Source organism: Acidovorax sp. LjRoot74 (assembly GCF_964254355.1).
Taxonomy (GTDB): domain Bacteria; phylum Pseudomonadota; class Gammaproteobacteria; order Burkholderiales; family Burkholderiaceae_C; genus Acidovorax.
Genome location: NZ_CAXUTI020000001.1, coordinates 1,354,476 through 1,371,199, shown reverse-complemented (window position 1 = coordinate 1,371,199; position 16,724 = coordinate 1,354,476). Strand labels below are relative to the sequence as shown.

The following is a 16,724-nucleotide window of genomic DNA, read 5'->3' as shown; positions in this document are numbered from 1 at the left end:
GGGTTTGAAAAAAAATGGGCTGCTTCCGCGCTACCAGATTGCCTGGGTAGCTATCAATTCAGGAGTTCCCACGACCTACCGGGCAGGCCGGGTCAGAAGCTCTCCCATTCATCGTCGTTGCCGCCTGCGGCAGCCCGGGGAGCGGATGCAGGGGCGGACGAAGCGGAAGCGGCTGGTGCTGCCTTGGGAGCGGGCGCCTTGGCAGCAGGCAGGCGCGCAGGCGCTGGCGCAGATGCCTTGGATGCAGCCGACGCCACGCGCGGAGCGCTGGTCGCAGCCTTGGCCACCGCAGGGCGGGGCGCAGGCGCTGGTGCTGCCCGGGGTGCCGCTGCCGGAGCCCGCGCCGCCACCGCGCCCACGTTGAACACCGACACCACTTCCGCCAGCCTCTGTGCCTGGTCGCGCATCGAGGCCGCTGCCGCTGTCGATTCCTCCACCAGCGCTGCGTTCTGCTGGGTCATCTGGTCCAGGTGCGTCACGGCCTGGTTGACCTGGGCGATGCCGTCGCGCTGTTCGGTGGACGATGCCGTGATCTCTCCGATCAGGTCGCTCACGCGCTGCACGCTGGACACAATTTCTTCCATGCTTTGACCGGCCTGGGCCACCTGGGCCGAGCCCGATTCCACGTTCTGCACGCTGGCGCTGATCAGGGTCTTGATTTCTTTGGCCGCTTCTGCACTGCGCTGGGCCAGGTTGCGCACTTCGCTGGCCACCACCGCAAAGCCCCGGCCTTGTTCACCGGCTCGGGCGGCTTCCACGGCTGCATTGAGCGCCAGGATGTTGGTCTGGAACGCGATGCCGTCGATGGTGCCGATGATGTCGCTGATCTTTTTGCTGCTGTCGGTGATCTGCTGCATGCTGGTGACCACCTGGCCCACCACTTCGCCGCCCCGGGCCGCTGCCTGGGCTGCGGTGCCTGCGAGCTGGTTGGCCTGGCGGGCCGTGTCGGCGGATTGGCTCACGGTGGCTGTGAGCTGTTCCATGCTGGCGGCGGTTTCTTCCAGGTTCGAAGCGGTCTGCTCGGTGCGGGCCGACAGGTCGTGGTTGCCGTTGGCGATCTCCACCGACGCAGAGGACACCGAGTCCACCCCGTGGCGCACCTCGCTCACCACTGTGCGCAGCCGTGTGGCCATGCCCGACAAGGCCCGCGTGAGCACGCCCAGCTCGTCCTTGCGGTCATCATGGATGTTTTGCGTGAGATCACCGCCCGAAATGGCTTCGGCCAGCGCCACGGCCCGGTCCAGCGGGCGGGTGATGGAGCGCACCAGCAAGGCCGCCAGCAGCATGCCCAGCGCCACCACGGCAACGGCAGCGGCCGACCCGATCAGCACCAGGCTGCCACGCGTGGCACTGGCGGCCTGCACCGCTGACTCACGCTGGCGCTCCTGCACAGCCACAAATTTATCGATCGACTCCAGGTAGGCCAAGACTTTGGGGCGGTATACGTCGGCCAGGTAGGCCTGCTTGGCGGCGGCATCGCCTGCGTCGGTCAGCTCCTTGAGTTTGTCAGCCTGGCCCCGCACATCGGCCCGTGTGGCCGCCACGGCGGTCAGCGCAGCCTTGTCGTCGGCGGACACCGCCGCCTTGTTGATCTTTTCCTGCACCGGGGTGATGCGCGCCGTGAGGGCGGCCACCCGGGTGTCAAAGTCGGCCTTGAGCGCCTGGTCGGTGGTCACAAAGCTGGCCATCGACATGGTGACGGCCACCTCGGCCAGCCCGCGCCAGCTCACGGCGTTGGTGATGGCGGCCTCGTACTTGCTCACCGAATCTTCGGTGGCGGCAGTGACCTGCCGCCCGTACCACTGGGTCCCGATGGCGGTCACCAGCATCAGGGCCAGCAAACCGAGGATCACGCTCCACATCTTGTGGGCCACCCGCAGGTCATTGAATTTCATGCTTGCTCCTCAGAACACGCCATCCATTGCCGCGCTGCCGCCAGCACCGGCCCCGCTGCAGTGTTGCTGGGTTCGGCCAGCCGCGTTATCAGTACAAGCCCTAAAATGACTTGGTGACCCCCATACTCAACGCCGACCTGCACTGCCACTCCGTCGTCTCCGACGGAACCCTGACACCCGAAGACCTGGCCGCGCGGGCCCAGGCCAATGGGGTCGAGCTGTGGGCGTTGACGGACCATGACGAAATCGGCGGCCAGCACCGCGCAGCCGCCGCCGCCCGCGCCCAGGGCATGGCCTACCTCACCGGCACCGAAATCTCGGTCACCTTTGCCAACACCACCGTGCACATCGTGGGCCTGGGCTTCGACCCCGACGATGCCCAGCTGGCCCGGGGCCTGGCCGCCACGCGCGGCGGGCGCAGCGAGCGCGCGCAGGAGATGGCCGAGCAACTGGCCCGGGCAGGCATCCCGGGCGCGTATGAAGGCGCGCTGCGTTTTGTGGGCAACCCCGACCTGATCTCGCGCACCCACTTTGCCCGGTTTCTGGTCGAAACCGGCGTGTGCAAGGACACTTCCGAAGTCTTCCGCAGGTACCTCATCGAAGGCAAACCCGGCTATGTGCCCCACCGCTGGGCCAGCCTGGGCGATGCCGTGCGCTGGATCACCGGGGCCGGCGGCATGGCCGTGATTGCCCACCCGGCGCGCTACAAGTTCACAGCCAACGAGGAGTACGCACTGTTCTCCGAGTTCAAGCAGCATGGCGGGCGCGGCGTGGAGGTGGTGACCGGCAGCCACAGCGCCGCCGAATACGTGACCTACGCCGCCATGGCCCAGGAGTTTGGCCTGGCCGCTTCGCGCGGCAGCGACTTCCACAGCCCCGACGAATCCCACACCGACCTGGGCACACTGCCCCTGCTGCCGGGCCAGCTCACGCCCGTGTGGGAGCTGCTGGCGGACCGCATCCAGCACCCAGCCGCCTGACCCCGGCGCCCCAAAGCAGCCCGCAAAAACGCCCCAATAGCGCCCCCATAACGCCCATGGCCCAGTATTTCGAAGTCCACCCCGACAACCCCCAGCCGCGCCTGCTCAAGCAAGGGGCGATGCTGCTGCAAAAGGGCGGCATCCTGGCCGTGCCCACCGACTCCAGCTATGCGCTGGTCTGCCACCTGGACGACAAGGACGCGGTGGACCGCCTGCGCCGCATACGCCAGGTGGACGAGAAACACCACCTCACACTGCTCTGCCGCGACCTGTCGGAGCTGGCCAACTATGCGCGGGTGGACAACCGGCAGTACCGCCTGCTCAAGCTGGGCACGCCCGGCCCTTACACCTTCATCCTCGAAGCCACCAAGGAAGTGCCGCGCCGCGTGAGCCATCCCTCGCGCAAGACCATTGGCCTGCGCGTGCCCGACCGCAAGGGACTGCAGCTGCTGCTGGAGCTGCACGGCGCGCCGCTGCTGGCCACCACGCTGATCCCGGCGGGCGAGACGGAGCCGCTGAACGATCCGCAGGAGATCCGCGAGCGCTACGAAAAGCTGCTGGACGCCATCGTGGACGCAGGTGCCTGCCCGCTGGAGCCCACCACGGTGGTGGACCTAACCCCCATGGGCGCCGGTGGCGACCCCGAGGTGGTGCGCGAAGGGCGTGGCAGTCTGCAGGCGCTGGGGTTGTAGCCCAGGATGCGCGCCCAGGCAGTCCCGGCGCGCATGTTGGGGATCAGAGCTTGAACGCGCCTACGGCCTGCTCCAGATCACGCGCCTGAGCAGTCAATGAAGAGGCGGTAGCCACGGCGCTTTGCACCAGCGCTGCCGTGTCCTGGGTGGTGCCGTCCATGTGCGACACGGCCTGGTTCACATGGCTGATGGCCTCGCTCTGCTCGCGCAGGGCGATGGAGATCTCGCCCAGCAAGGCGCTCACCTGGCCCACGGCGCCAACGATCTCTTCCATGGTCTTGCCGGCCTGGCCCACCTGGCCCGCGCCGCTTTCCACCTGCTCGACCGACGCGCTGATCAGCGCCTTGATTTCGCGCGCGGCCACGGCGCTGCGCTGGGCCAGGTTGCGCACCTCGCTGGCCACCACGGCAAAACCACGGCCCTGCTCACCGGCGCGGGCAGCTTCCACCGCCGCGTTCAGCGCCAGGATGTTGGTCTGGAAGGCGATGCCTTCGATGACCTGGATGATGTCCACGATTTTGCGCGAGCTGCCACTGATGGCCTGCATGGTCTGCACCACCTCGCCCACCACGGCGCCCCCCTGCTCGGCAATGGCCGAGGCCTTGACGGCCAGGCCGCTGGCCGAATGGGCGCGCTCGGCGTTCTGGCGCACCGTGGCCGTGAGCTGCTCCATGCTGGCGGCCGTCTGGGTGAGGGACGACACCTGGTCTTCGGCACGGCGCGAGAGGTCAGTGTTGCCGTGGTCGATGTCGGTGGCCGAGGCACTGATCGCGTCGGCATCCTGCTTGATGCGCGACACCAGGTCGGTCAGCGTGTCTTCCATGGTGCCCAGCGCGCCCAGCAGGCGGCCAAAATCGCCCTGCAGCTCGGAGCTGAACTCCTGGCTCAGGTCGCCCGAAGCCACGGTTTCGGCAATCAGGATGGCCTGGTTCAGCGGCGCCACGATGCCCGCCCGCAGGCTGAACACCGCCAGCAGCGCCAGCACGAACACCAGCACGCTGCACCCGATGGCCCATGAGCGCACGCTGCCCAGATGGGCCTGCGCCGCCTGTACCTGCTGCGCCCCCACCGCGCCGCCCTGCAGGGCCTGCTCGGCCCCGCCAACGCCTGCCAGCACCATGGCCATCAGCAACAGCACTAAGAGGCAAATGCCGCCAAACGCCAGCGTCAGGCGCGTTCCGATCTTCAGATGGTTGAACATGTGCGTCGTCTCTCCAGAACTGTTGTAGTGATTTTGAGGGTGTGCCACCAGCGGGCGCCCGCAGCTGCCAATGATCGCCCAGCCGGGCCTGTTTGCGGTGTACGTATAACCCACAATCGCCCAACCCGCCGCCTGCGGGACCGCCGGGCGGCAGGCGGTCTGAGACAATCCCCCGGGTGGACACCTCCAATCTCATCCAAACCGTTCTGATCTACGCCCTGCCGGTGCTGTTTGCCATCACCGTGCACGAGGCGGCCCATGGCTACGCGGCGCGCCACTTTGGCGACAACACCGCGTACATGATGGGGCGCATCACGCTCAACCCCATCAAGCACATCGACCCGGTGGGCACCATCCTGATGCCGCTGCTGCTGTATTTCGCCACCTCCGGGGCGTTCCTGTTCGGCTATGCCAAGCCGGTGCCGGTCAACTTCGGCAACCTGCGCAAGCCCAAGCAGCACATGGTCTGGGTGGCGCTGGCGGGGCCCGCGTCCAACTTCATCCAGGCCATTGGCTGGGCCGTGCTGCTGGTGGCGCTGGTGGGCTCTGGCGTGGAGGAGCGCTTTTTCATCGAAATGGCCCGTGCGGGTGTGATGGTCAATCTGGTGATGTGGGCCTTCAACCTGTTTCCACTGCCGCCGCTCGATGGCGGGCGCATCCTGGTGGGCCTGCTGCCCTGGAAGCAGGCCCACATGGTCTCGCGCATCGAGCCCTGGGGCTTTTTCATCGTGATGGGCCTGGTGATTGCAGGCGTGGTGGGGGCCCTGTGGCTGCGCCCGCTGATGGCGCTGGGCTACAGCACCATCAACCTGCTGCTCACACCACTGACGGCCCTGCTGCGCTGAACTTCCTTTTTTCTTCTTTTTTCCAGCTGATTTTGTTCCCATGAGCACCACGCGTTTTCTCACCGGCATCACCACCACGGGCACGCCCCACCTGGGCAACTTTGTCGGCTCGATCCGCCCCTCGGTGGCGGCCAGCCTGTCGCCCAACGTGCAGAGCTTCTACTTCCTGGCCGACTACCACGCGCTCATCAAGTGCGAAGACCCGGTGCGCATCCAGCGCTCCACGCTGGAGATCGCGGCCAGCTGGCTGGCAGCGGGCCTGGACCCCGAGAAGGTCACCTTCTACCGCCAGTCCGACATCCCCGAGATCCCCGAACTGACCTGGCTGCTGACCTGCGTGACGGGCAAGGGCGTGCTCAACCGCGCGCACGCCTACAAGGCCAGCGTGGACAAGAACACGGCAGCAGGGCGCGAGCAGGACGACGGCGTGACGGCGGGCCTGTTCATGTACCCCGTGCTCATGGGCGCCGACATCCTGATGTTCAAGGCGCACAAGGTGCCCGTGGGCCGCGACCAGATCCAGCACATCGAGATGGCGCGCGACATGGCGGCCAGCTTCAACCACCTGTATGGCGAGCACTTTGTGCTGCCCGAAGCCGCCATCGACGACCACGTGGCCACGCTGCCTGGCCTGGACGGCCGCAAGATGAGCAAGAGCTACGACAACACCATCCCGCTGTTCAGCTCGCGCGAGCAGCTCAAGAAGCTGATCGGATCCATCCTCACCGACTCGCGCGCCCCCGGCGAGGCCAAGGAGGTCGAGGGCTCGGCGCTGTTCCAGATCTACCAGGCCTTTGCCACGGCCGACGAAACAGAAGCACTGCGCAAGGCCTACGCCGACGGCATTGCCTGGGGCGATGCCAAGCAGGTGCTGTTCGAGCGCGTGGACCAGGTGATTGCGCCCATGCGCGCCAAGTACGAAGACCTGATGAACAACCCCGCCCGCATCGAAACCACGCTGCTGGCCGGTGCCGAGCGCGCCCGCGCGTTGGCCACCCCGTTCATCCGCGAACTGCGTTCGGCCGTGGGCCTGCGCAGCCTGGCGCAGGCGAGCACGGCCGCCAAGCCAGCGAAGGCCGCCAAGGCCGCCCTGCCCTCGTTCAAGCAGTACCGCGAGGCCGACGGCAAGTTCTACTTCAAGCTGGTGGACGCCGATGGCCGCCTGCTGCTGCAAAGCACGGGTTTCGACGCGCCCAAGGACGCAGGCCAGGCCATCGCCCGTCTGCAGCGCGAAGGGCTGGCCGCACTGGCTGGGCAGCTGGCGCCTGTGGATGGTGTGGCAGAGGCCGATGTGGCTGCTGCACTGGCTGCGCTGGCCGCACATGCAGAGGCTGCAGCCTGAGCATTCGACACACGCGAATGCTATTTATTTGATAGCTTAAAACGCTATACAGTTGCGCGGAGAAGGCCTAAAAAGCCCTTGAAACTGCGCTCAATCCATGCGGTAACGCAGGCTGGTCCACAGCGTGGGGCGCACCGTGCCGTGCAGCGGTGCCTGCAGCGTGCCCGTCCACGCCCAGCGGCGGTCCGCCGATTCGCGGAACAGCACAAGGTTGAAGCTCCAGCCCGCGCCCTGGGGCTGGGTGTTGGCCTCGTCAGCAAACCGCGAACCCCGGTAGACCAGCGAGGCCAGCGTCAGGTCGCGCGCCCCGTGCCGCCAGACATTGGCCAGCACCCCCGTGTGCTGCGGCACACCCGGCAGCAGGTTGCCCGCGTGTTGCACGCCGGTGTTTCGCGACTGGGCCCAGGTGTAGCTGCCGAGCACGCTCCAGTGCGGGGTGAGCACCCGGTTCAGCGCGGCGCCCGCCTGGTGCAGGCGGCCCTGGCTGAAATAAGGCGTGCCGTTGTAGGCATCGATCACCACCTGGCCGGATGCACCCACGGGGGCCAGCACGCCCGCCCGGTCTGACACCGAACTGCCCAGGTTGGGTACGAGCAATCGGCCATCGGCAAAAACCGGGTTGGCGATGGACTGGCTGCTGAGCACCGCCCAGGCAAAGGTGCGCGCGTCGATCTCCCAATCGAGCTGCACCGCACGTTTGCGCGCCAGGCTGCCCAGGCGCTGGTACTGGTGATCGATGGCGATGGCGCCCACGGCCACGGGCGCCAGGGTGTGAGTCGCAGGCGCGTGCATGCTTTCGATGTAGGCCGCGTGCAGCGCCCGACCCGGCCCGATGCGATAGGACAACCCCGCCCGGGGCTGGAGGCGCCGGGTGTGGCCGCCCTCGGTGATGTCGGGCGCAAAGAAATCTTCGTTGGTGATCTGGCTGAAATAACGGCTCACGTAGCGGGCGCGCAGGCGCGGCCAGGCGGCCCCCACCTCCCACGCCCAGGCGCCATGCTGCCATTCGGAGGTGATCCAGGGCATGTCAAAACGTGCGGTGGTGGTGCCGTCCGACGCCTCCCAGGGCACGCCCGGGTCGTACAGCCCCGAGCGGGCCTGGGCGCGAGAGTTTTCCCACCCGGCACTGAGCCGCTGCCCCGGCAGCTGAACCACATGCCGCAGCATCACGCCATCCATACCCTCCTGCACCCGCGAGTTCTGCGGGCCCCAGGCGTCGAAGTCAAGCACGCGGGTGTTGGTGCTGCGTACATGGTGCACCTTGAGCCAGGTCTGCGCGTCGGCCGACCAGCGCCAGGCACCACCGGCATCGGTGCGCGCGGCGTGGGTGCGCGCCACGCCATCAAAACGCGCGGGCCCCAGGTCCAGCCCGCCCGGGTAGCCCACGCGGTCCCAGCCCTGGTCGTGCACCACAAACAGGCCCAGCTGGTCCGTAGGCCGCGCGCCCCAGCCCAGCGTGGCCATGGGCGCAGTCATCCAGTACGACCCTGAGCCGCCCCGGGGCCACATGCGCAGCCCATTGGCGCGGGCCAGCCAGGCCATGGGCACCGCGCTGGCATCCAGCCCGCGCAAGGTCACCGCGCCCACCAGGGCCGAATGCACGGGGTTGCGCTCCGCACTCGCAGACCACACCGTTTCACGGCCCTCGGTGGGCAGCAAGGGCACCTGGCGCTCGCCCACGCCCAGCGCCAGCGGGTCGGCCAGGTAGCCCTGGTACAGCTCGGAATTGCGGCTGTAGTCGCTCTCGTACCGGTTGGCCATGAAGAAATGGCTGCCTGCCCAGAGCGGGTAGTACGACTGCTGCGCATAGGCGCGCGCCCAGTGCTCCAGCCCGAAGTCGCCCAGCGCCTTGCCCAGGTTGGCCGAGCCCTGGCTGTCGGACACCAGCGGGTTGAGCGACTTGAGGTAGGGCAGCCGCAGCAGCGCCTGACGGGCGGCGGCCATCGCGGCCTCGGGCTGGCCGCTGTCGTTGCGCAGGATGGCTTCGATCTGCCAGGGCAGCGGGTCGTTGGGGTCGGCCAGGCGGGCGCGGTCCAGCGAGTCGAAGGCGGCCGCCAGCTCGCCCAGCCGGTATTCGGCCACGGCCAGCCACACCTGGGCGCGTGCGTAGCGGGGCTCGATCACCAGCGCCTTGAGCAGCTGCGTGCGCGCGCCCTCGGCATCGCCCTGCTGCAACGCCAGCAGGCCCGCACCGGCCAGGCTGTTGTAGTCGTCGCCCGCCAGCGCCAGCGCGGCATCCAACCCGGTGCGCGCCTCGGCCAGCCGCAGCGCCTCGGTGTCGGCCGTGGCCAGCTCGGCCCGGTAGGTGGGGTGGTCGGGCGCCAGCGCCACGGCGCGCGCCAGGGTGGCGCGGGCGGCAGGCAGGTCGCCCCGCTCCTGCAGCGCCCGGCCCAGGCCCCACAACGCGGCCGCCTGCTGCGCCGTGCCTGCGGGCGCAGCGTTGGCCGCCTGGCGGTACAGGGCCAGGGCGGCGTCGCCCCGGCCCTCCAGGCGGTGCCAGTCGGCATCGGCCAGCAGCAGCTCGGGTGCCGTGGGTGCGGCGGCGCGGGTGGTGTCCAGCCAGGCACGGGCTTCGGCGTTGCGGTCCAGCGCCATCAGCAACTCAGCGCGGCGTGCGGCGATGCGGGGGTCTGGCGTGCGCGGCCAGGCGGCGGCCAGGCGGGCCTGGGCCGCGTCCATCTGGCCGTCCCGCAGGTCGAGGTCGGCCAGCACCAGGGCCACCACGGCGCTGGTGTCGCCCCCTGCCACCATCTGCTGCAGCCGGGCCTGCGCGGCGCTCCATTGGCCCGCCTGCAGCGCTGCGCGCACGTCGGCCAGCGCGGGTGCGATGTCGGAGCGCTGGAATTCGGCCCAGCGCGCGGTATCCGTAGGATAGGCCGCCACCCACTGCACACGCTCGCGGGGGTTGACCAGAACACGCTTCACAGGCGCCCGCCCCGGCTCCACAAAGCCCTGCTCGGCCGGGCCCAGTTGCACGCTGCCCTGGGCGTTGGACAGCTCCACCAGCCCCGAGAGCACGGTGAGCGTGGTGCGCCCGGCCGCGTCCACCTCCACATCCCAGTCGGTGCCACGCACCACGGCCAGGGCGGCGGGGGTTTGCAGCTGGAGGGTGGCCGGGGTCTTCTTGGTACGGGCCCACAGGCGCCCGGCGGCCAGCTCCAGCAGGGTGCGCTGGGGCTGCGATTCGCACAGCCGCACCTGGGCGTTGGCCGACATGCGGATCTGCGTGCGGTCGGCCAGCAACAGGGCGGCGGACGACAGCGCCAGCGTGCGCATGTCGGCCCCGGCCCCCAGCTGCTGTGCCAGCGCGGCGGGCGACCAGGGCTCCGCCCCGAGCGCGCGGGTCTGGCCCTGGCCCGCCAGCGCCACGATCTGTGCGGCAGACGCACCGGAATCCAACGGGGCGCCCGCGCACTGCGCCCAGGCGCTGGTGCTGCCTGCCGCGCCAAGCGCCAGGCCCAAAGGGGTCCACCAGAAGAGGAAGCGGCGATGGGATGGCATGGGGTGGCCTTTCATCGGGGGTCGGGTCTATTTGTCGAGGGCACGGGCGCCAAAGGACGGCGGCTCGGCCGGGGCCTGCGCTGCAGTGCGGGCCCCGGCCAACACCCGGGCTTGGAGCTGATCGGCGTGCAGCGCCCACTGCGGCGCATGGTGCTGTGCGCGGGTCTGCCATTCGGCGCAGCAGGCCAGGGCTGCCGCCCAATTGGCAGCCTGCAGGTAGCGGTGCAGTGCCTGGCTGGTGGCCACCAGCGTGGTGTCGTCGCAGGGCGTGTACACGTCCAGCCCCGCGCTGCGCCCAGCCAGCACCACGGTATCGAGCCAGAGCAAGTGCGCGTGCTCCGGGGCCCCGGCGGGCAGGGCCGCGCGCGTGGCGCCGGAGAGCAGGATGCCGGTGCCAAAGGCCTTGTTGGCCCCTTCGAGCCGCGCGGCAGTGTTCACCGCATCGCCCACGGCGGTGTAGGTGAAGCGCTCGTGCGATCCCAAGTGGCCCACCGCGGCCTCGCCCGTGTGCAGGCCGATGCGCAGCTGCACCTGCGCAAACGGTGTGCCTGCCCACTGCGCGCGCAGGGCCACCATCTCGGACTGCATGGCCTGGGCGCACGCCAGCGCACGCGCTGCGTGGGCGGGCTCGGGCATGGGCGCATTCCAGAAGGCCATGACGGCATCGCCAATGAATTTGTCGAGCGTGCCGCCATGCTGGTGCACGGTATGGGTCATGCGCGAGAAATAGGCGTTGAGTGCCTGGGCCACGGCCTCGGGCGGCAGGCGCTCGCTGGCGGCCGTGAAACCGGCCAGGTCGGAGAACAGCAGGGTCAGCACCCGGCGCTCGCCCTGCAGGGCCGGGGCAGCGCCTTCGGCCACCAGCGCATCGACCACGGCGGGCGGCACATAGCGTGCAAAGTCTGCGCGCAGCTGCTCGCGGCGGCGGTGTTCGCGCCAGTAGCTGTCGGCCGCGCCCACGTTGAAATGTAGCGCCAGGCCTGCCAGCGTGGGCAGTGCGCTCCACCACAGGCCCGCCACCAGCGCCCACCATCCGCCCGCCACGGCCAGCAGCGCCAGCACCGCGCTGAGCCACGCGGCGCGCGCGCCCCGCCAGCGGCGCGTGAACGCTGCCACCGCGCCCACCGCCAGCGCGGCCTGCAAGAACGGCCCCAGGGGGTGCGCGGGCCGGATCCAGTCGCTCGCCAAGCCGTTGATCAGCGCCGTGGCATGCACCAGCACGCCCGACTGGGTGCCCGCCCCCAGCACCTGCAAAGGGGTGGCAAACTGGTCCACGCCATCCACCGGCGTGTTCTGCCCCAGCAGCAGCACCCGGCCTTGCAGGGCGCCCGGAGCCAGCATGCGCGCGGGCTCCAGCGCCTGGGTGTAGTGGGCGTAGGGCAGGGGCAGCTCGGGGGCGTAGTAGCGCAGCAGCGCGCCCTCGGGCGGCGGGGTGACCACACGCCCTGCGGCCTGGGCCAGCACGCGCCACAGCGCAGTGTCGTGCACCGGGGCGCGGCGCAGCACACCATCGCCGTCTGGCTCCATGGCCACACTGCCCTGGCGGGCGGTGGGGAAGACGGAGGGCACCGTCTGCCGGTATTGCGCCACCTGCGAGCTGGGCACCACCACCTCGGCTGTGGCCAGCACCACGGGCAAACGCCCCTGCAGTGCCTTGGCCAGGGCCGCGTCGTCCTCGGGCGACTGGGGTGCGGCAAACAGCATGTCGATGCCCAGCGCGGCGGCGCCTGCGGCCGATACGGCGTCTATCAGCTGGGCATGCAGGCGGCGCGGCAGGGGCGGGCTCATGTTCAGCGCGGCCAGGCTGGGCTCGTCGAGCCCCACCACCAGCACCCCCACGTCGGGCCGCACCGGGGCCGTGAGGCTGGCCAGCAGGTCGTACTCCAGCCGCTGCAGTGGCGCCCAGACCGGCAGTGCCTGCAGCAAGGCGAGCAAACCCAGCGCCCACAGCAGCCGCAGCGCCCAGGCGCGCCAGGCGTCTTGTGTGACCGGTGCTTGCGTGCCTGCCATCCCGCCCCCTTTTTTGACTGGCGCCCACAACGATGCAGCCCTGCCCGCCCACTGTAGTGCGTCCCCTGCCCCGTGCACAGCGGGGATACGCGGAAAACACAGGGGTCCGCGTTGGGTCAGGCGCCGGGCACTGGCACCGCCGCCAAAGGGGCCCTTAAACTGGGTGCTTGGACTGATCTGGAGAACCCCATGAAACTGCTGTTTGCCTCGGTCTCTGCACTGGCCGTGCTGGCTGGCTGCAATGCCACCCAGCCCCACCACCCCTCGGGCCCCATGGCCTCGGGACGTGACCGCACCTTCAGCGTGCCGGTGTACGGGCCGGACACCTCCCAGGCCTATGCAGCCGCCAACCGCGAATGCCAGCGCCTGGCGTTGCACGCCAAGCTGCTGCGCAACGATGGATCGCGCCTGGTTTTTGAGTGTGTGAGCGAACTGCCCGACAAACCTTGATGCCCCCTGCCTGCCTTGCACCAACGCGCCCCACGGGCATCGGCGGGGCCCTGCTGGCCCTGGCCGCGCTGCTGGCGGGGTGCCAGCACGCGCCTCGCCAGGAGCCCCCGGCAACTCCCACCTGGATCAACAGCCTGGGCATGGTGTTTGTGCAGGTGCCTGCGGGCCGTTTCTGGATGGGGGGGTTGCCACCCGTGGAGATGCTGGCCCAGACGTACCCACAGCTGGAGAACAAGCGCTTCACCGACCTGATCGACGAAGCGCCCGCCCACGAAGTGCATATCCGCCAGACGTTCTACCTGGGCCAGCATGAGGTCACGGTGGGGCAGTTCCAGCGGTTTGTCGAAGCCTCGGGCTACCAGCCTGAGTCCGAGGCCGATGGCACGGGCGGCTATGGCTACAACCCCCAGTACGACCCGGCCACCACCCAGCGCGGCGACGCGTTCGAGGGGCGATCCCCCCGTTACTCGTGGCGCAATCCCGGGTTTGCGCAGGGCCCCGACCACCCCGTCGTCAACATCACCTGGAACGACGCCCAGGCCCTGGCCCGCTGGCTGAGCCGCACAGAGGGACACGCCTACCGCCTGCCCACCGAGGCAGAGTGGGAATACGCCTGCCGCGCTGGCACCCGCACCCTCTACCCCCATGGCGACAACCCCGAGGGCCTGGTGCGGGTGGCCAACACCTTCGACCAGGAAGCCGCCCCCCTGTGGCCCCGCTGGCGCCAGCATGCACTGGCGGGCAGCGACGGCCATCCCTTCACGGCCCCCGTGGGCAGCTATGCCCCCAATCAATTTGGCCTGCACGATATGCTGGGCAACGCATGGGAATGGGTGGCAGACTGGCACGACGACCATTACTACGCCAATTCGCCACCGGACAGCCCGCAAGGCCCGGCAGACGGTGGCGTGCGCGTGCGCCGGGGTGGCTCGTGGCACACCTGGTCGTTCTATGCACGCTGCGGCTTTCGCAACTGGAACACGCCGCAGACCCGCTATCCGCTGGTCGGCATGCGGCTGGTGCGCGAGATCGCACCACTGGCGGCCTCCCAGGCAGCATCGCAGCGATAGTCCCGCCCATGCGTCTGCCCCGAACCACAGAGGGTTAACAAATGTCAAATCACCTGCTCACCTGCTGCAAGCCGCTAGGCCTGCAGCGGGATATCGCGAATAATTCCCGGCTTCCATTTCGACGGGGGAAACCATGCGCATAGCCGCTCTGGACGACGATGCGCTTCAGCTGGATCTGATCAAGCAGGCCACGGAGGCGATGGGCCATGTCTGCCACACCCATTTGACCGGTGCCGACTTGCTGCGCACGCTGCGCCGCGAGACCTTTGACCTGCTGATCGTGGACTGGCACCTGCCCGACACCACGGGGCCCGAGGTGGTGCGCTGGGTGCGCAAGAACGTGGCCGCGCAGTTGCCCATCCTGTTCGTGACCAACCGGCAGGAAGAACGCGACATCGTCGAAGGCCTGGCCAGCGGTGCCGATGACTTCATGGTCAAGCCTGTGCGCATCGGCGAACTCAATGCCCGTGTGGCCGCGCTGCTGCGCCGCGCCTACCCCGACAACGCAGCCAGCGTGCTGGAATTTGGCCGCTACCGCTTTCTGCCCGAGACCCGGGCCATCGAAATGGACGGCGTGCCCGTGGAACTCAAGAACCGCGAATACGACCTCGCGCTGTTCCTTTTCCAGAACATGGGCCGACTGCTGTCGCGCGACCACCTCAAGGAAATCGTCTGGGGCCAGGTGGCCGATGTCATGTCGCGTTCGCTGGACACCCACATCTCGCGCCTGCGGACCCTGCTGGACCTGCGCCCGGCCAATGGATTCATCGTCTCGGCGGTGTACGGCGTGGGCTACCGCTTTGAAGCCGTCGAGGCCCCCCGCAAGGACTGACGAAGGCGCACAAGACCCCGGACAGGCTCCGCCACAAGCGGCGCCGCCCGTGCCGGACCGCACGAAGGAGACATGAGTTGACCCCCGCCATCCCCCACATCCGCTGGACCCCCTGCACTGCCGCTGCGCTGGCCCTGGTGGCCCTCGCGGGCCTTGCAGGCCGGGTGGCGCAAGCCAGCCCGGCCCTCCCCCAAGGGGATGAAATTGCCCACACCGTCAAGGAGGGCGACACCCTGGAAGGGCTGGCCCGTGACTACCTGGCCGCGCCCCGGCAGTGGCAGCAACTGCAGACCCGCAACAAGGTGGCCGACCCCCGGCGCCTGCAGCCGGGCTCGGTGATCTGGATCCCTGTGCGGCTGCAGCCCAGCGAGTCGGCCACGGTGCAGTTCGTGCAGGGCGCCGTCACGGCGCAGGCGCGGGCTGGCGATGTGCCAGCCCCTGTCAGCCCCGGTGGCAGGCTGGAGGAAGGCACGGCGCTGCAGGTCGGCCCCGAGTCCTTTGTGGCCGTCAAGCTGGCTGATGGCACCGTGGTCCGGGTGCAGGCGCAGTCCGAGCTGCAGCTTCGGCAACTGCGCCGGCGCGGCCGCGCTGGCAGCGTGCAGTCGGTGCTGGAGATGCACAAGGGTGGCGTCGAATCGACCGTGCCCCCCAGCACCGAGCCCCTGCGCCGGTTCGAAATCCGCACCCCGCTGGCAGTGACCAGCGTGCGCGGCACCCACTTCAGTGTGGCCATGGCGGACTCGGGCCAGACCACCGCCTCGGTGCTCAATGGCTCGGTAGCCGTGCAGTCCCGGCGCGACACCGACAGCCACCCTGGCGCGTCGCTGACCGCCCCCACAGCCCTGCTGGCGCTGGGCCAAGGCCTGGCCGTGGCCACCGATGGCACCGTGGGTGCAGCCCGCCCCCTGCTGCCCCCACCCGACACCTCGGGCGTGCCCGCCGTGCTGAGTGATGCCGGACTGCTCGCCATCGACCTGCCCACTGCCCCGGGCGCCACACGCTACCTGGCCCAGGTGGCACAAGACGGAGGACTCACCCAGGTGCTGCGCCATGGCAGTTTTGCCGACGGGCATCTGCGGTGGAAGGCGCTGGAGGATGGCCATTACTACCTGGCCGTGCGGGCCGTGGACGAGGCCGGGATTTCAGGCCAGCCCGCCGTGCAGCCCTTCACCATCAAGACCCGGCCCGTAGCACCACTGCACCAGTCTCCCGCCCCCGGCGCCGTGGTGCCCAGCGGCTCGGCCGAACTGCGCTGCACCGAGGTGCCCGGTGTGCGCTGGTACCGCGTGCAGGTGGCAGCCGATGCGAAGTTCACCGCGCCCCTGCGCGACGAACAGCGCCTGGACGAATGCCGCCTGCTCCTTGGCGCCCTGCCCGTGGGCAACTACTTCTGGCGCATGGCCAGCATTCAGCAATTGCCGGGCGGCCTGGCCGACCAGGGCCCGTTCGCGCCTCCGCAGCCCTTCACCGTGGCCGAGCGCCCGGCCACGCTGTCGCTGCAGGCCCTGCAAGCCGACGACGGCGAACCCACGGTGCGCCTGCACTGGCCTGCCCAACCGGGCCAGCGCTTCCGGCTGCAGCTGGCCGCCGCCTCCGATGCGGTTTTTGCACAACCCGTCCAGGACACCGTGCTGGACACCCCCACCTGGACCGGCAGCAACCTGCCCGCTGGCGAGTACCTGGTGCGCATCCAGATACTGGACCCCAGCGGCCTGGAAAGCGAGTTCTCGCCCCCCCGCAAGATCCGCGTGGGCACGGGCATCCGCACCGGCGCCGGGCTGCCGGTGTCCACCTCCAGCGGAGCGCCGGTGGGGCGCCCTTGAGCGCGCCCACCCTCCGCTTCGGGCCCTGCTCACCGGCGGGCATGGAGGGCTTAGCCCCCGTCGTAGCACCCCGCCCGGGTACT

12 protein-coding genes are annotated in these 16,724 nt (G+C 69.4%); 8 read left to right on the top strand and 4 right to left on the bottom strand.

Annotation, left to right across the window (positions count from 1 at the left end):
* Positions 1-92: 92 nt before the first annotated feature.
* Entirely contained in the window at positions 93-1,895 is a 1,803-nt protein-coding gene (locus tag ACSQ3O_RS06345) for a methyl-accepting chemotaxis protein (RefSeq protein WP_436138246.1), read from the bottom strand.
* A 113-nt stretch (positions 1,896-2,008) separates the two neighbouring features.
* Between ACSQ3O_RS06345 and ACSQ3O_RS06340 the strand changes: the two genes are divergently transcribed.
* Both ACSQ3O_RS06340 and ACSQ3O_RS06335 read left to right on the top strand, forming a co-directional pair.
* Positions 2,009-2,875 (top strand): 3',5'-nucleoside bisphosphate phosphatase, encoded by an 867-nt coding sequence (locus ACSQ3O_RS06340; RefSeq protein WP_137749159.1) that lies wholly within the window; start codon positions 2,009-2,011, stop codon positions 2,873-2,875.
* A gap of 56 nt (positions 2,876-2,931) precedes the next feature.
* On the top strand, positions 2,932-3,567 hold the full coding sequence (locus ACSQ3O_RS06335; protein WP_094291956.1) for an L-threonylcarbamoyladenylate synthase: 636 nt from the start codon (positions 2,932-2,934) through the stop codon (positions 3,565-3,567).
* 43 nt (positions 3,568-3,610) lie between these two features.
* Here the strand turns inward: ACSQ3O_RS06335 and ACSQ3O_RS06330 are convergent, their stop codons facing one another.
* The gene (locus tag ACSQ3O_RS06330; RefSeq protein ID WP_436138245.1) at positions 3,611-4,768 is read right to left on the bottom strand and encodes a methyl-accepting chemotaxis protein; all 1,158 of its coding nucleotides are present in this window, start codon (positions 4,766-4,768) and stop codon (positions 3,611-3,613) included.
* A 176-nt stretch (positions 4,769-4,944) separates the two neighbouring features.
* Here ACSQ3O_RS06330 and ACSQ3O_RS06325 point away from each other — a divergent pair, with 176 nt between their 5' ends.
* On the top strand, positions 4,945-5,613 hold the full coding sequence (locus tag ACSQ3O_RS06325) for a site-2 protease family protein (RefSeq protein WP_137749157.1): 669 nt from the start codon (positions 4,945-4,947) through the stop codon (positions 5,611-5,613).
* Positions 5,614-5,653: 40 nt separating this feature from the next.
* On the top strand, positions 5,654-6,955 hold the full coding sequence (locus ACSQ3O_RS06320) for a tryptophan--tRNA ligase (RefSeq protein WP_436138244.1): 1,302 nt from the start codon (positions 5,654-5,656) through the stop codon (positions 6,953-6,955).
* Positions 6,956-7,045: 90 nt separating this feature from the next.
* On the opposite strand, the gene ACSQ3O_RS06315 is transcribed toward ACSQ3O_RS06320, so the two are convergent.
* Both ACSQ3O_RS06315 and ACSQ3O_RS06310 read right to left on the bottom strand, forming a co-directional pair.
* Complete coding sequence (locus ACSQ3O_RS06315; RefSeq protein ID WP_436138243.1) at positions 7,046-10,456, bottom strand: tetratricopeptide repeat protein; 3,411 nt, start codon at positions 10,454-10,456, stop codon at positions 7,046-7,048.
* A gap of 27 nt (positions 10,457-10,483) precedes the next feature.
* Positions 10,484-12,466 carry a CHASE2 domain-containing protein gene (locus tag ACSQ3O_RS06310; RefSeq protein WP_436138242.1) on the bottom strand — a complete coding sequence of 661 codons (1,983 nt, stop codon included), beginning with the start codon at positions 12,464-12,466 and terminating at the stop codon, positions 10,484-10,486.
* Between the two features lie 189 nt (positions 12,467-12,655).
* Here ACSQ3O_RS06310 and ACSQ3O_RS06305 point away from each other — a divergent pair, with 189 nt between their 5' ends.
* The 4 genes from ACSQ3O_RS06305 to ACSQ3O_RS06290 all read left to right on the top strand — a co-directional run bounded on the left by ACSQ3O_RS06305 (position 12,656) and on the right by ACSQ3O_RS06290 (position 16,641).
* Positions 12,656-12,916, top strand: a complete 261-nt coding sequence (locus ACSQ3O_RS06305) for a hypothetical protein (protein ID WP_137749153.1) — start codon at positions 12,656-12,658, stop codon at positions 12,914-12,916.
* The gene (locus ACSQ3O_RS06300; protein ID WP_436138241.1) at positions 12,916-13,986 is read left to right on the top strand and encodes a formylglycine-generating enzyme family protein; all 1,071 of its coding nucleotides are present in this window, start codon (positions 12,916-12,918) and stop codon (positions 13,984-13,986) included. The genes ACSQ3O_RS06305 and ACSQ3O_RS06300 overlap by 1 nt, the downstream gene beginning before the upstream one ends.
* Positions 13,987-14,119: 133 nt before the next feature.
* Positions 14,120-14,818, top strand: a complete 699-nt coding sequence (locus ACSQ3O_RS06295) for a response regulator transcription factor (protein WP_298449144.1) — start codon at positions 14,120-14,122, stop codon at positions 14,816-14,818.
* A gap of 77 nt (positions 14,819-14,895) precedes the next feature.
* Positions 14,896-16,641, top strand: coding sequence for a FecR domain-containing protein (locus tag ACSQ3O_RS06290; protein ID WP_436138240.1), 1,746 nt, complete (start codon positions 14,896-14,898; stop codon positions 16,639-16,641).
* The last annotated feature ends 83 nt before the right edge of the window (positions 16,642-16,724 follow it).